Here is a 13,582-nt window from a genome sequence, read left to right as displayed (position 1 = left end):
CGTTCTGCTATCCGACGGCGTCGAGCCCTTCCGCGACGAGCCGTTCGGCGATCCGAGCGCACCGGGCGGCGTACGCCTCAAGGTGCAGAGCCGCGAAGTGCTCGGCGTCCCAGTCCTCTGGTCGGACTTCGCCGTCCGGCCAGAGGTACGCCCACCCGCGGTCGCCGGAGGACAGCGTCACCTGCCCGAGGTTGTACCGGGCGTCCTCGAAGGCGTCGAGGATGGCCCACTCGGCCTTGCTGAGGTCGGTGAGGAGCAAGCCGGGCGCGGAGGCGGTGGGCGCGGGGACGAGCCCGGGGTAGAGGCGGCCTTCGAGCGCTGCGGCCCGCCATCCGGGCGCGGAGGCGGGCGTTCGTGACGGTATTCGCCCGAGCAGCGCCTCCAGCACGGCGTCGAACTGGAGCGTGCCGTAGACGAAGAGCACGTCGGGACCGGCGGCGAGACGGTTGCGGCGGCCGGAGGCTAGGGGGGAAGAGGCTTCCCGGGGGGTCAACTCAGGCATGTGGGGGTCCGTATCATCGGCGGGTCGAGGGCAGGACCATGGCGTCGTAGACGGGCGACTCCGGCGCGTGCTTGATCTGCCCCATGATGGCGTACCCCCACCGCAAGTAGGCGTCGTGGGCGGGCTGATTGTCGACAATGCACGTCAGAGTCGTGACGCTTTCCGTCCGGCCGGCGATGACCGTGTCGTGGAGCCGGCGCCCGAGCCCCTGGTTCGCGTGCTCGGGGAGCACCATCAGCTCGCGCAGCCAGAAGACCTGGTCGGCCTCGGCCATCTCCCGCAGCTTCTCGGGCCTCCGGTCGCCGAGGGAGGTCCACCACGGCTTGTCGGCCGGCAGCGTCGCGCCGTGCACGTAGCCGACGATCCTGCCCTTCCGCCTGGCGGTCACCGTCTCGAACCCGTAGGTGTCGAAGGCGGCCTCCAGACGGCCGCGGAACGAGGCGACGGAGAAGAACGGGTCACCGGCGTACGGAGGCATGGCGTACACCCGGGCGTAGACCTCGATCAGTTCGTCCGCGATGTTCGCGGCCGATCGCCCGTCGTGTCGCTGGAACTCCGTGTCCACTGTGCGCCCTCTCTCCTGAGCTGGTCACGCGACGTGCGCGCGGATCTGTTCGAGTAGGTCTCCTACCCCGCTGCTGCGCTGATGTGGGATCAGGTTGTCGTGAACGGTTTTCAACTGGCCGATGGTCCTGGTGGAAGACATGCCGCCCTCGATGAGGCGCAGGGCGTCGGTGGTGGCGGCGATGCTCTGGTCGACGTCCCCGTTGCTCAGGGCTGCGATGGACAGCCGTCCCAGGCACATCCCGCGGTTGCGTGAATGGGCGACATCCTGGAGGGCTTCGGATTTCGCGAGGAGCTTCTGCGCGTGGGCGGTCTGGCCCAGGTCGAGTCGGCACATCCCTTCGAGGCACAGCAGCTCTGCCAGGTTGAGGAAGCCCGTCCAGTCCGGGTCCCGCTCGTTGCCGCCGAGCTCCCACTGCGACCAGGCGCGCCGAATGGCCGTCTCGCAGTTGAAGGCGTCGCCGATCCGTGCGTAGCCCTGCGCCTCGCGGATCGCCAAAAGCGCGGTGACGCGGGCGGGGGACTGCCACTCGTCGGCGTGCACCTGGGCCAGGCGGGCGAAGCGTACGGCTTCCCGGCCCTTGTTCAGGTCGACCGCCTGCCTGGCCATGTTGCTGAGGGTCCGGCTCGCGAGAACGTCGTCGCCGGTGAGCACGGCGGCGTTCAGTGCCTCCGAGAAGTACTGGCGGGCCTGTTCTTGCAAGCCGGCGTCGTAGCAGAACCAGCCCAAGGAGGTGGTGAACTTCCCCGCGACGGCGTGGAGCTGGCGGCTCAGGGCGTCGTCGTAGACGCCGCGGTCGATCATGTGATGCACCCAGTACAGGTGCGCCCGCGTCGGCCGCCACAGGCGGTTCCCGCCGAACTGCTGGTCCATCGCGTCCACATCGTCGGCGGCCTCGCGCAGCAGGTCGACCTCCGCCTGGCCGATGCGCCAGTCGGCGGAGCCGGCCGCCACCGTGGTGGTCTGCGCCAGCCACGGGGGCGGCGCCTGGTCGTCTACCGGGGAGGACACGTCCCTGCCGAGGAAGGGCGCCGCGTCAGGGCTCTGGGTGACCAGGGGCACCGGCATGAGGGCAGGCGGCGGGCCGGATGCGCCGACGGTACGCGGGCTGAAGCCCAACTCCTCGATGGGGCGCTGCCAGTACGCGGAAAGCACCCGCCGGGCGTCGGGGTGGGGCCAGGGCGGCCTTTCCCCCTCCCATTTCGCGTACTGGCGGACGCTGAAGGTGGGGCGCTTGCCGATCCGGCGCTCTGCGAAGAGGCGCGCGGCAAGCTCTGTGAGCTCCTGGACCACCTGCTCCTGCGTGCGGTGAAGGCTTTCACGTAACCGCTTCATCTCGGCCATGGATACCCCTCGCCATCTGTTCTCAGCTCACCGTAACGGTCCCTTCGCCGTCGCGTGCGGCGTCTCCGGCGGAAACCAGCAGGTGAGAGCGAAAGGGCAGGCAAAGGGCAGGTGGCGGGCGGTGAGAGTTCGGGGCAAAGGGCCTGGTCACCGCTGTTCTCCTTCGCTGCACTAGGTGACGCGGCACACACCGTGTGTGCCGATGGCGTGGACACCTGGAGGGTTCATGGAGACCCGTACCGAGATCGGCGAGAGCGAGCGTCTGTCCGCCTGGCTCGCCACAGCGACCACCGAGCCCGCCGCCGCCGTCGACCTGTGGCGCCGGAACCCGAACCGCCCGCGCTGCCTCCTCAGCGGCATCGCCTTCGACGCCGTACTGGCCGACCGGCGGCTCGTGGAGCTGGCCTACGACATCCTGCGCCGCTACGGGCAGCCCCTCGGCCCCGCCGTCCTCGGCGCACACCGCGGCTTCGCCGCCGTGCTGGTTCCGTACGGCACCGAGCCCCGCTGGAACGACCTGATGGCGACCGTCCGCTGGGCCGAGCGGCTGTCGCGCCCCACATGCCTCGGACGCGGCCAGGCTGTCCAGGTGCCTCCGCTGTCCCTGGGCCGAGCCGACACCGTCGTCCGGTGGCTGGAGGCGCCGGACGACGACCTGCCGATGGGAAGCGGCCCCTTGCTGACCAGCCCGGCCCCGCTGGCACGTTGCCTCGCCGAGGCCCGCTCCCTCCTTCCGCTCACCACGGAGCGGACCACCTCGGGAAGGACCGTGCGCGGAGCCGCCCTTCCCACGCTCGTCGGCCGCTCCGCCGTGAAGCGGGGTGGCTCGGCGAAGCCGACGGTGCACGACTCGCAGGGGCGCCTCGGGGCCGCGCCCGGCTCCCACGTGGTTGGGCGGTGCGCGCGGTGACCGGCGGCATGCCGTGGTGGAGGCTTGAGCTTCACACCGAGGGCCACGACGGCGAGGAGGTCAAGGAGGACTTTCCGGCCGAGGACGCCGCGGAGCTCCGTCCGGCGGAGGACGAGGACGGAGGGCGCGAGCACACTCTGCTGGCGTCGTGCCTGCCGACTCGGACCGCCTACGACGTGGAGGCTCGGGCCGCGGGCGAGCAGTGGGACGCGGTACGCGTGCCCCTCGACGTCGGCGAGCGCGCGCTCTCCCTTCTTGGGAAGGCCAGCGGCGCGGTCCTGCTGGACGGGGCGAGCCGGTCGCTGTACTGGCTGATCAGCCCGGGGACGGCCAAGGCGTGGAACACCAACGACCTGCCTGGCGTCGCGATTCGCGGTCGCGGCTTCTGGGTCGCGGTGCCGCCCTGGCGTTGGGGGGCGGACAGGCTCTTGGGCTGGCGGGTCCGGCCGGTCCGAGGTCGTGTCCTGACCGCTCAGCAGGAGTTGCATTCCGCCCTGCTGAGCGGCGTACGGGACCTGGCCGCTGTTTCGGCGGTGGCCCGGTGACCGGCGCCATGCCACCCGCGAGCCCGGTTGCCCACGGCCACGGGTTCCCTGCGGCACTCTCCGGCCGAGAGCCGAAAGGCTACGAGGCGTTCCCGACGGCGACGGTGGGGGCGCTCCAGTACGGACGGGGCGGCGCTGCCGTACAGCCGGAGCGTCCGGCCGGCCGCCGGCCGCTCGCCGATCCCGTGGGCGACAGCGGGCAAGACGTGCCGGCGCCGTCCGACTGGCTGCCGGTCCACGACAACGGCCCCATGACTCCGCAGACGCCGATCAGGACGCGGCGCGACCTGGCCGCACACCTGGTGGCCCGGGCGCGGTGGAGCGAGGCCGTACGGTACCCGCGCCCGGGGCAAGCACCGCCGCTGGACTGGCCGCACGACGTCGGTCTGCTGATCGATCTCGACGCCCGGCACACCGCGTTCCTGCGCGAGGTCGTCAGCAGGTACGGGTGGCCCGGCCGGGGCCTGGTCGGCACGGCCGGCACCGCGGCCGCGGCCGAGCTGGCCCTGCGCGCCACCGACGTCGCGTTCATCCAGCTCGTCCGAAACCTGGTCCGCCAGGCAGCGGAGCACGGCGACGCGTTACCGACGCAGTACGCCCACCTTGCCGACCGGTACGAGCTGGCCATCGGCGAACCTCAGGTCTACGGAACCCAGTTCTACGTTCAGGGCGGGGTGGCGGTGCTCTACCCCGTGCGGGATCCGTCGCGGTTGTCCGAGCTTCGGGCGCGCGTCGGCCTGCCTCCCTCGTCGGTTACCGCCGGTCTGCCGCGCGGTCGCCCGTTCGTATCCCCCGCTCCATCGCACCGGAGAGGACCGTCCGCCGTGTGCCCCCACCAGCCACCGTGTCCGCCTCCCGAGACACCGGGCCGGGAGGCCGCCCGCGTCCTGACCTCGTGCTCCGAGCAGGGCTGGTCGCTGCTGTGCGGCGGAGCGGTGCGCTTCGCCGACGGCGGGTTGCTGCTGCCGGACGGCCGGGTGGTCGTCCCGCCCCGGCTGACCTGCTGAGTCCGATCACGCACCCCGGCCGGGGCACGGCCGCGGCGGCACCCGTTCCCCCAGTCCCCCGACCGGTGAAGGCAGCGTCAGACGCTTCCGACCGGCTCCCGGCCCGCAAGCCGCTCACCACCCCTGCTACCACGACAGACGGTCCCATGTCACCGACACTCCTGCCGCCCTGGTTCGCGGCTCCGACGGTCTCGCGGCGGTCCACACCCACGGCTCCAGCGTTGACCCGCACACCCACGGCCTCCGCGTGCCGCCCTGGACGGCGTCATGCCCCGGTCACTGGCGGACGGCCCGCGGGCACGCCGCGGTACCTCGCGGAAGCCTCCTTCGACCAGGTCATCGGCTGGGCCTGCGCCGTGTGCACAACCGCGCTGGTCCCCGGGGCCGGCCACCGGCTGACCGAACTCCGTGCGCACGGCGGGCCGCGGGCACGACGGGCCCCGCTGTGGGCCTGCACGGACTGCTTCTCGCGTTCGCGCCCGGCCCGCAGCCCTGACCCACGCCTGCGGCTCGCCAACTAGGACGAATCGCGCTTCCACTCCCGTCCCGGCCTGGGGTCTCGGGGACTGGCCGCCACGGCCGGGACGGGGCACTGCTCGACCTCTGCGTGCCCGGCAGGCACCGGCGCCGGGTGGTCACCGCACCCGCACCAGGGCGTACCGCACCGCTCCGCAAGAGCGCTGTTGCGTGGCGACCCGTGCGGGCCTCCTCCCCGACCACGCCACCGCTCATGCTCCCGTGCCGCCCGGCACGGGCCTGGGAACGGGTTTCGGCCCGCTCCTTTCCACTCTCCTCCACAACGGAAGGACCGTGTTGATCCACTCCGGCTCCTGCGTCGCTGCCGGCGCTGCCGCTGTCCTGGCCACGGCCGCTCTGGCCGCCGCCGCGGCGGTCCCGGGCGGCGCCTCAGCCTCGCCATCCACCCCGCGGGTCTCTTCCGCGGTCTGCCAGCCGCACCCCGGCCGCTTCTGCCTGCCGCCGCGCGACGGACTCGGCCTCGGCCAGCAGCTCGTCGGCCTCGCCGAGCGGGGAAAGAGCGACCGCGGTTCGGCGGTCCCGTGGACCCCGACGGAGTGCGCCGAGCACACCGGCCACCGCTGCTACACCGCCCGGCACGTCCAACGCGCGTACGGGCTGGACCGCCTCCACCAGCGCGGCATCACCGGCGAGGGCGAGGAGATCGCGTTCGTCATGCCGCTGGGCAACCGCGATCTCCAGCGCGACCTGGACGCCTTCAGCGACGCCAACGGGTTGCCCCGGACGACGGTCGAGGTGCATCGGCTCGGCGACGTGCCGGACGCCGACCCCACCGACGTGGACCAGGCCGTCAACCTCTCGGAGCTGGCGTTGGACGTCGAGTCCGCGCACGCGGCCGCGCCCGGCGCGCGCATCACCGTGGTGAGTACCCCCGTCAACATCCTTCAGGGCCCGGCGGGGTGGCAGGAGGCCGCCGAAGCGGTCGACTGGCTGACCGGGCATCGCACCCCCACCGTGATCAGCTTTTCCTACGGCATCTACGAGCGCAATCTCCACCGCCCCGGCCAGCCCAACGACCCGGGCCTCCTGCGCGGATGGCGGCGGTCCCTGGAAAGGGCGGCGCTCGCGGGCACCACCGTGGTTGCCGCCGCGGGAGACACCGGCCCGACCGGGCCCGACCTCACCGGCAGGCTGCACCCGGCCCGCACCGTGCCGTGGCCCGCGGCAGACCCGCTGGTCACCGGCGTGACCGGCACGACGCTGCACCTGGACGACGCGGGCAACCGCGTACACGACGACGAGCTGTGGACGGCGCAGGGCTCGCCGTACGCGGGCGGCGCCGGCTACTCGCGGATCTTCCCCGGCTCCCGCAGCGCCGACGTCGCCATGGCCGCCAGCCCCGCCAACCGCATGTGGTTCTACTCCAGCGTCAGCACCCTGCCCGGCCAGACTCCCGGATGGCAGCGCGCGGCGGGCACGAGCCTGGGCGCGCCGTGGTTCGCCGGGACGGTGGCGCTGGCCGCGCAGCGGAATGGCGCCCACCTCGGCCCGCTCACCCGGACGCTCGCCCGCATCCACCCCGGCGAGGACGGGACCCAGGACCTCGTCGACGGCTGCAACACCGCGAACGGCGTGGTCGGTTTCTGCGCCCACCCGGGACCGGATGCCGCCAGCGGGATCGGCACCGTCCGGGACGCTGACGCGTTCACCGCGGCGCTCGCCCGTCTGAGCCGCTGATCGCCCCGCGGGCCCGGCCCCTGGCCCCCGAGGCCGCCGGGCCCGCTTCGATTCCCAGGAGTGATGCAGGTGATCAGTACGGTCCCGCCCTCAGCAGGTCTCCCTGGCGGGGGATGGGTCTCGAAACAGTGTGAGACAGCGGTGACCCGCAGGATCGTCGAGGGGCACGCACTGTGTGCCGCCCGAGACCGGTGCATGTGCCGCTGCCATCGCAAGCAGGCGGTCAGTCTGGGCGCGCTGCTGGGCGGCCCCGAGGCCCCGACAGACGACCTCCCGTCCGAGAACCAGCCGGGTGTCGAGGCGCCTGCCCCCGCCGCAGCGGGCGAGGCCGAACGGCCGGCCGACAAGGTACGCCGACCACCGGTCAGCGGCCGCGAGGCGCGCCGGGAGATGCGCGCCGCCGGGCTTAGTCCGATTGAGCCGTACCCAGGCCGGACTTCGGCCGGGTGGTCGTCCGTATGTCAGGAGTGCGGCGCTACGCGGCGATTCAAGCTGGCCGAGATCCGTTCCGGGCGGCGGTGCAAGCACGGCCCGGTCGCGCCGCGCCCGTGAAGGCCGGGAGCGGACCCGCCGACCCGGTCACAGCGCGCCGGCGCGTTCGTTCCCCGGCCCGGGTCGCCGACGTGGCGACAGCAGTCCGCCATGGCCGGCGGCCCGGGCCACCCCACAGCCGACCGGCCGCAGGCTTGGAGAGGTGACGGTGCCGGGCGGCCGGAACAGTTCCCCGTTGTCGATGTCGGCTGCGCCGAGAGCGCAGAGGTCGACCGATGCGGCAGGCCAACCGCAGACTTCCGGCTACGGCCGTGCGTTTCCGTCCTCCGAGACCGGCAGCGGCCGGGTGGCGGCGCAGTCCGGGCAGCTGTAGACGTTCCAGGTGGTTCCCGAGACGGTCTCGCCCTCGTGCACGAGGACCGGCGTGTCGGTGGTCTGCTTGCAGTGGACGCACATGCGGCGGGTCGGCCGTTCCGGCTCCGACGCCTTGTCAGGGGTCATCCGGTCGTTTCCAGTTCCTTGGCAGGGGAGCGTGTGGTGAAGACGGCCTCCGCCCGGTGGCCGGGAAGGACCAGGAGCGCGGCCTCGACCACTCGGCCGGTGGCGTCCATGGACACGCGCTCGACGGCGAGCACGGGAGTGCTGGTCCCGATACGCAGCCGCTTGGCCTCCGCCGGCACCGCGAGGCGAGCGGTGAGCCGTTCGGTGGTGGCCGTCGTCTCGACGCCGGATGCCGCGAGCAGGTCGCGGATGTCGTCGCCGAGCGGTGACACGCTGACGGGCGGCGGGTCGAGTACGGCCACGCTGCACGGCACGTAGACGCGCGCCAGGCTGTGCGGAGACTCGCCCTGGCGGCTGAGGTAGACGTATTCGGTCAGTCGGCTGCCCCTGGTCACTCTGAGCAGGGCCGACAGCCTGTCCTCGGCCGTTATCTCGCTGCTGGTGACGGTGACGCTCAACGCCGTGTCGAACGCGCTCCCGCTGTACGCCGCCGCGGACCGGCCGTTGGTGTAGACGATGCGCTCCAGCGGGCGCCGGACGATGTTTCCGTGGCCGTGGCGCTTCTCGATCAGGCCCTCGTTCTGGAGGAGTTCCAGGGCTTCGCGGACGGTGGGCACGCTCACCGCGTACCGCTTGGCGAGCCGCGGCTCTGAAGGCAGCCGGTCGTCGGCCTTCAGCATGCCGGACCTGATTTCCTGCCGGATGTCGTCCGCGATCTCCTCGTAGCGGTTGCCTGCCATCAAACGTCCTCCTTACGGTCGGGCCCTTCGGCGGTGGCGGGTTGGTGGCGTAGTGGCGGATGAGGCGGGCCTGGCTGATCGTCCTCTACGGGTGGGCGCCTGGCCCCCGGACGAAGTCGCCTTCCGCAGGGGGCTTCTTGCTGACACAGGTCCAGGCGGTTCGGCCGCATCTCCTGCTGTCGGCGAAACCGAGCCAGTCGCCCTCTTGAAGCACGGTCAGCAGTTCCTTCCAGGAAGTCGGGGAGACCGATTCCGGTATCGCCGTCTGGACGCGCACGTGGTCGCTGTGATCCGTCACGTTGGGGGTGAACCCGGCGGCCGTGAGGCGTTCGGCCAGATCGTCGGCACGCGCCGTGTGACTGGGGCGAGGGCACGAGGGGTTCTCCGACACCACGAGACCACCAACTCCTAAGGAGTTCCTGTTTTCAGCTCCTCAGTAGGAGTTGAGATAGTTAACTAGACTAGAGATGGTGGACTACGTTGTCCACATGCGTGAGCAGCCGCCTTACCTCCGCGTCGCTGACCTGCTCCGACAGCGCATCGAAGAGCGGGTCTGGTCTGCCGGAGACCGGTTGCCCCCTCGCGCGCAGCTCGCGCAGGAGTGGGGGGTCGGCGAGAACGTCGTCCGGCGAGCGCAGGAGCTCCTGATCTCGCACGGCGTCCTTGAGGGACGCAAGGGATCAGGGACGTACGTGGCCGAGCCGCGCGAGCGCGTGCGCATGGTCCGCTCGCGGGAGCGCGAGCTGAGCGGCGGCTCGCCGTTCCGCGCGGACATGTCGGCCCTCGGCAAGCGGGGCACCTGGGAAAGCCGCTCCGACGCCACGGTCCCGGCTCCCGCGGGGATCGCCGCCCGGCTGGGCATCGCGGAGGGCGATCCGTGTGTGCGTACCTGGTACGAGTTCCTGGTCGACGACAAGCCCGTCCAGTTGTCGACGAGCTGGGAGCCGTACGACCTCACGGCCGGCACGCTCGTCATGCTGCCCGAGGGCGGACCGTACGCCGGGAAGGGCGTGGTCGGGCGCATGGCGGAGATCGGCGTCACGGTCACGCACGCCATCGAGCGCCCGGAGCCCGGGGAGGCCACGGCCCAGGAGGCCACCTTCCTCGGGGTACAGCGGGGTGCGCTCGTCACGCGCATTGAGCGGACGTACTACAGCGACAAGGGGCGGGCGGTCGAGACGGCGGACATCGTCGTGCCCGCCGCCCTCTGCGAGCTCGTCTATGAGGTGCGGATCACCCCTTGACCGCCCCCTACGCGGGCGGTCACCTTTGCTCGTTGGCTGTCTGTATGTGTCACGACATTAATCCAATTTGACTGATGCGGTTCCGGAGGCCCGAGGTGGTGCTAGCATCGAAAAATGACACTGGAATCCGAGCTCACTCTTCACCGGCAGAAGATTACGACCGACTCCTATCCAATGTCGATCAGCGAAATTGCCAATCTCTACAGAGATGGCGAAATGGATATCCATCCAGAGTTTCAGCGAATTTTCCGTTGGTCCAATAAGCAGCGAACGCAACTCATCGAGAGCATCCTGCTCGGTATCCCATTGCCTAGTATCTTTGTGGCTCAAAGCGAGGCTGGTATTTGGGATGTGGTAGATGGCGTTCAACGGCTCTCTACAATCTTTCAGTTCATGGGGATCCTCCGAGACGAGCAAGGGAACTTGGTCCCGCCATTGGTGTGCGATGCCGCCCCATTCTTGTCAAGTTTGGAGGGAATGACCTATGACTCAGCTGAAGGGGCTAAAGGAGCATTGACGCGTCCACAGCAACTCGACTTCAAGCGATCACGGATTGACATCAAAATTATCAAGCGAGAGAGTGATAAGCGGGCGAAGTATGACCTATTCCAGCGGTTGAATTCCTTGGGCAGCGCCGCTACGCCGCAAGAGTTGCGCAGTTGCTTGCTCGTGAGTCTTAGTCGCGCCCACTTTGATTGGCTTCGAGACATCGCAAACTCGGAAAATTTCCAAAACGTTCTTAACCTGCCTGGCAGGCTAATCAACGAACAGTATCATCTTGAACTAGCACTTAGGTTCGTCACTCTTCGGGCGCTTCCAGAACAAAGGATCTCTGCGGTCGGCAATATCGGCGACTTCCTTTCCGCAGAAATCTTGCCTTTCAGCGAGAAAGATTCTTCGGAGTTGCGAAGCGAGCAGGATGTCTTCGAGTCGTGTTTTGCCCTGTTGAATGATGCGCTTGGTAGTGATGCCATGCGCAAGTGGAACCCCTCCCGTAGCCGCACCGAAGGGGCTTTCTCTTCAACAGCATTTGAGGTCCTAGCTCTGGGGCTGGGGCATTATATGCCGCGAAAAACTTTCACAGTTAATCAGGTACGGGAGGCGCGTGAAAGACTGTGGAGCGATCCTCAATTCTCCCCTGGTTTTGCCACAGGTCGGAGCGCTGATCAACGGATGAAGGAGACAATCCCTTACGGGCGTCGGCTCTTTTCTGTCTAGGTGGGGGCGGTCGTAATTTGGACCCGTCAAGGTTCATCGAAGCGATTGATCGACAGTTGGCCCGAAGAAAGGTGGAACTCTCGACCTTGCTTCTTATGGTAAAAGATGAGAATCCTGACCCAAGCAGGCTGAATTGTTTAGCGCGGTCTGCTGTGGTGCTCACTTATGCCCACTGGGAGGGTTTCGTGAAGCAGGGAAGCAGCGAGTATGTTAAGCATGTCAACGACGCAAAAATAAAAGTCTCTGAACTAAAACTCCCTTTCCAAGCGGCCCATGTCTCATCTGCCTTTAAACGCGCCAAAGAAAGTGAGAAGGCCCAGTACCTTGGCAGCCTTTTGGAAGAAATTGACCGAAGGCGCGGGGAAGTCTTCTCGATATCTCCGGAGAAATGCGTAGATACGGAGAGCAATCTCTCGTCTAGGGTATTTTTTGAGATAGTAAAAGGGATTGGCCTTGATGTACTTCCTTTGTATGAGATGCGTAGAGCGTTTATTGATCAGCGGCTAGTTCTTGCCCGCAACGGGGTAGCTCATGGGCAACTCTTGAGCTTCGATGCCCTCGATGTTGAAGATCGAATTAAGGGCACCCTTAAACTAATTGACGCCTACGCCGATCAACTCAAGGATGCGGCAGTAAAAAGATACTTCATGAAATAGTGGGGAATCGTCAATTCCAGAAACCAGTCGGTGAACCACAGCCTTGACGTGGTCCGAGCCTTGGGCAGGCTCCGTCACGCGTTCGAGGGCGCCGGGCTATGCCCCACGGTGTGGGACCTGTGCCGGGAGCTTGGCGACACACTGTTTACTAAACTGGCGGAAGATCTTCCGGGCGAATGTAGTCGCCGAAGCCATGCACTCGCCAGTAGCCGTCAGACGGCCGCCACTGCATGGTGATGACGTGCGCGCTGACGAGCACGTATCCATCTGAGATTACCGACTGGTTCGAGTTGGGGAGCGTGACGACTTTCGCGTAACGAACAGTCGTTTCTCCTGTGGATGGAGGATCGGCACGGGTTGCCAGACCTCGCTCACCGATCATTTCCCTCACCTGTGAGAAATCCCCCCACTGGCTCCAAGATTCGGGGGTGCATATAAGGCGTAGCGCCTTAACGTCAGGACCGGCCTCGTTCATCACAGCATTGTAAAATGCGAAGGCGACCGCCATCGGGTTGCGCGGGTCGTTCAGATCGTCAGCGTCAGCGGCTGCGATGTCGTCTTCGGCGGGCACAAGGCCCTGACCGCTTGGCTGATCTTCCACCGGTAGTTCGCTCATGACACCATTTTGCCTCATCGCGCTCCGGATGGCCACGCAACTAGTCCGGATTCATGCAATGTTCTACGGCCTCCCGGCTCTCCCGCTCGTGGCCTCCTGACGGGAACCTGCTTTTCATGCGATCCCCGTGATTTCCGGTAGTGCAGCGGCGGCCAGGCAATACGCTGCGCATACATGACCGCCCTGCCGCATGACCGAACCATGGAATTCAACCTGCCGGTCACGACCTTCTGCAACATGCTCTACTGCGACGCCCGATTGGGGGTCGCCACCTCCGCCGGGTACCGCCACCCGAAGGCGGTCAGCGCCTGTGCCCTGGCTTCCACCACCGTCATGCGGGCCTCCCGCTCGGCCGGCTCGACGTGCGCGGCCTGGCCCGTCACCTGGCCTTCCCACTTGCGGTAGAGCAGCCCCACCTCATGCGAGAACCATCCGCGACTGGTGGCGTTCAGCGCGAGCAGCAGACCCGTGTCCTCCGAGGCCGGGAGCGCCATCCACCCGCCGAGGGAGAGCACCAGGTCCCGCCGGACGAACAACGTCGCCGGGTGGACTTGAGCGCGGAAGCCGTGGGCCGTCCAGTAGTCGAGTACGGCTCCGCGCTCGATCGGACCGTCGTCGGGGTCTCCGTCGAAGCCGACCGTGGAACCGTCGGGCATGAGGTCGAGCACGCGTGACGTCGTCCAGCCGATGCTGGGGTCAGCTTCTGCTATCGCCAGGTCGCGGGCGAGCACGCCCGGAGCCAGTTGGTCGTCCGCGTCCAGAACCTTGACGTACTTCCCGTCCGTCTGCGCGAGCGCCATGGTCCGGGCCACACACGCGCCGCCGGGCCGGCCCTGACGGAAGATCACCCGCTTGTCGTCGGGAACGTACGGAGCGACGCCGTCAGTTTCGCCGTCTTCCTGGATCACCCAGCGCCACTCCCAGCCGTCCGGCAGCTCCTGGACGCAGAGAGACTGGTACGCGTCCGGAAGCAGGTGAGCTGAGGGCGCGTGGACCGCGGTGATGACGGTGATCTGCTGGCGCATGGC

Annotated in this window: 14 protein-coding genes and 1 pseudogene; 8 read left to right on the top strand and 7 right to left on the bottom strand. The window is 68.3% G+C overall.

Annotated features, from left to right (window positions below):
• Positions 1 to 7: 7 nt before the first annotated feature.
• From RKE29_RS01025 to RKE29_RS01015, 3 genes are read right to left on the bottom strand one after another with little or no spacing between them, the layout of a single operon-like run.
• Complete coding sequence (locus RKE29_RS01025; protein ID WP_312003009.1) at positions 8 to 502, bottom strand: gamma-glutamylcyclotransferase family protein; 495 nt, start codon at positions 500 to 502, stop codon at positions 8 to 10.
• Between the two features lie 13 nt (positions 503 to 515).
• Positions 516 to 1,067, bottom strand: a complete 552-nt coding sequence (locus RKE29_RS01020; protein WP_312003008.1) for a GNAT family N-acetyltransferase — start codon at positions 1,065 to 1,067, stop codon at positions 516 to 518.
• 24 nt (positions 1,068 to 1,091) lie between these two features.
• A complete protein-coding gene (locus tag RKE29_RS01015) occupies positions 1,092 to 2,411 on the bottom strand; it encodes a hypothetical protein (protein ID WP_312003007.1) in 1,320 nt (439 codons plus the stop codon).
• A 226-nt stretch (positions 2,412 to 2,637) separates the two neighbouring features.
• On the opposite strand from RKE29_RS01015, the gene RKE29_RS01010 reads away from it, so the two are divergent.
• The 5 genes and pseudogenes from RKE29_RS01010 to RKE29_RS00990 all read left to right on the top strand — a co-directional run bounded on the left by RKE29_RS01010 (position 2,638) and on the right by RKE29_RS00990 (position 7,087).
• Positions 2,638 to 3,321 (top strand): hypothetical protein, encoded by a 684-nt coding sequence (locus RKE29_RS01010; protein ID WP_312003006.1) that lies wholly within the window; start codon positions 2,638 to 2,640, stop codon positions 3,319 to 3,321.
• Entirely contained in the window at positions 3,309 to 3,866 is a 558-nt protein-coding gene (locus RKE29_RS01005) for a hypothetical protein (protein ID WP_312003005.1), read from the top strand. The genes RKE29_RS01010 and RKE29_RS01005 overlap by 13 nt, the downstream gene beginning before the upstream one ends.
• Before the next feature lie 8 nt (positions 3,867 to 3,874).
• A pseudogene (locus tag RKE29_RS01000) lies at positions 3,875 to 4,603 on the top strand (DUF6624 domain-containing protein); the annotation flags it as partial.
• Between the two features lie 87 nt (positions 4,604 to 4,690).
• Complete coding sequence (locus tag RKE29_RS00995; RefSeq protein WP_312003062.1) at positions 4,691 to 4,873, top strand: DUF5999 family protein; 183 nt, start codon at positions 4,691 to 4,693, stop codon at positions 4,871 to 4,873.
• A gap of 810 nt (positions 4,874 to 5,683) precedes the next feature.
• Positions 5,684 to 7,087 (top strand): S53 family peptidase, encoded by a 1,404-nt coding sequence (locus RKE29_RS00990; RefSeq protein WP_312003004.1) that lies wholly within the window; start codon positions 5,684 to 5,686, stop codon positions 7,085 to 7,087.
• Between the two features lie 795 nt (positions 7,088 to 7,882).
• Here RKE29_RS00990 and RKE29_RS00985 read toward each other — a convergent pair.
• Together RKE29_RS00985 and RKE29_RS00980 are read right to left on the bottom strand one after the other, a co-directional pair.
• Positions 7,883 to 8,080 (bottom strand): hypothetical protein, encoded by a 198-nt coding sequence (locus RKE29_RS00985; protein ID WP_312003003.1) that lies wholly within the window; start codon positions 8,078 to 8,080, stop codon positions 7,883 to 7,885.
• Positions 8,077 to 8,820, bottom strand: coding sequence for a GntR family transcriptional regulator (locus tag RKE29_RS00980; RefSeq protein ID WP_312003002.1), 744 nt, complete (start codon positions 8,818 to 8,820; stop codon positions 8,077 to 8,079). Before RKE29_RS00980 ends, RKE29_RS00985 begins: the two co-directional genes overlap by 4 nt.
• A 488-nt stretch (positions 8,821 to 9,308) precedes the next feature.
• On the opposite strand from RKE29_RS00980, the gene RKE29_RS00975 reads away from it, so the two are divergent.
• From RKE29_RS00975 to RKE29_RS00965, 3 genes are all read left to right on the top strand, one after another.
• Positions 9,309 to 10,064, top strand: a complete 756-nt coding sequence (locus RKE29_RS00975) for a GntR family transcriptional regulator (protein ID WP_312003001.1) — start codon at positions 9,309 to 9,311, stop codon at positions 10,062 to 10,064.
• Positions 10,065 to 10,178: 114 nt separating this feature from the next.
• A complete protein-coding gene (locus RKE29_RS00970) occupies positions 10,179 to 11,282 on the top strand; it encodes a DUF262 domain-containing protein (protein ID WP_312003000.1) in 1,104 nt (367 codons plus the stop codon).
• A gap of 17 nt (positions 11,283 to 11,299) precedes the next feature.
• Positions 11,300 to 11,938, top strand: coding sequence for an MAE_28990/MAE_18760 family HEPN-like nuclease (locus RKE29_RS00965; RefSeq protein WP_312002999.1), 639 nt, complete (start codon positions 11,300 to 11,302; stop codon positions 11,936 to 11,938).
• Between the two features lie 148 nt (positions 11,939 to 12,086).
• Here RKE29_RS00965 and RKE29_RS00960 read toward each other — a convergent pair whose 3' ends face one another.
• Both RKE29_RS00960 and RKE29_RS00955 read right to left on the bottom strand, forming a co-directional pair.
• The gene (locus RKE29_RS00960) at positions 12,087 to 12,554 is read right to left on the bottom strand and encodes a hypothetical protein (RefSeq protein WP_312002998.1); all 468 of its coding nucleotides are present in this window, start codon (positions 12,552 to 12,554) and stop codon (positions 12,087 to 12,089) included.
• A gap of 242 nt (positions 12,555 to 12,796) precedes the next feature.
• Positions 12,797 to 13,579 (bottom strand): glycosyltransferase family 2 protein, encoded by a 783-nt coding sequence (locus RKE29_RS00955; protein ID WP_312003061.1) that lies wholly within the window; start codon positions 13,577 to 13,579, stop codon positions 12,797 to 12,799.
• Positions 13,580 to 13,582: the final 3 nt, after the last annotated feature.

Source organism: Streptomyces sp. B1866 (genome assembly GCF_031932565.1).
Classification (GTDB): domain Bacteria; phylum Actinomycetota; class Actinomycetes; order Streptomycetales; family Streptomycetaceae; genus Streptomyces.
Note: the sequence above shows the minus strand (reverse complement) of the source record. Positions and strands in the feature narration are given on the sequence as shown.

Coding starts and splice junctions, on each gene's coding strand:
- RKE29_RS01025 (WP_312003009.1), bottom strand. CDS start 502: ATGCCTGAGTTGACCCCCCGGGAAGCCTCTTCCCCCCTAGCCTCCGGC.
- RKE29_RS01015 (WP_312003007.1), bottom strand. CDS start 2,411: ATGGCCGAGATGAAGCGGTTACGTGAAAGCCTTCACCGCACGCAGGAG.
- RKE29_RS01010 (WP_312003006.1), top strand. CDS start 2,638: ATGGAGACCCGTACCGAGATCGGCGAGAGCGAGCGTCTGTCCGCCTGG.
- RKE29_RS00985 (WP_312003003.1), bottom strand. CDS start 8,080: ATGACCCCTGACAAGGCGTCGGAGCCGGAACGGCCGACCCGCCGCATG.
- RKE29_RS00980 (WP_312003002.1), bottom strand. CDS start 8,820: ATGGCAGGCAACCGCTACGAGGAGATCGCGGACGACATCCGGCAGGAA.
- RKE29_RS00975 (WP_312003001.1), top strand. CDS start 9,309: ATGCGTGAGCAGCCGCCTTACCTCCGCGTCGCTGACCTGCTCCGACAG.
- RKE29_RS00970 (WP_312003000.1), top strand. CDS start 10,179: ATGACACTGGAATCCGAGCTCACTCTTCACCGGCAGAAGATTACGACC.
- RKE29_RS00960 (WP_312002998.1), bottom strand. CDS start 12,554: ATGAGCGAACTACCGGTGGAAGATCAGCCAAGCGGTCAGGGCCTTGTG.
- RKE29_RS00955 (WP_312003061.1), bottom strand. CDS start 13,579: ATGCGCCAGCAGATCACCGTCATCACCGCGGTCCACGCGCCCTCAGCT.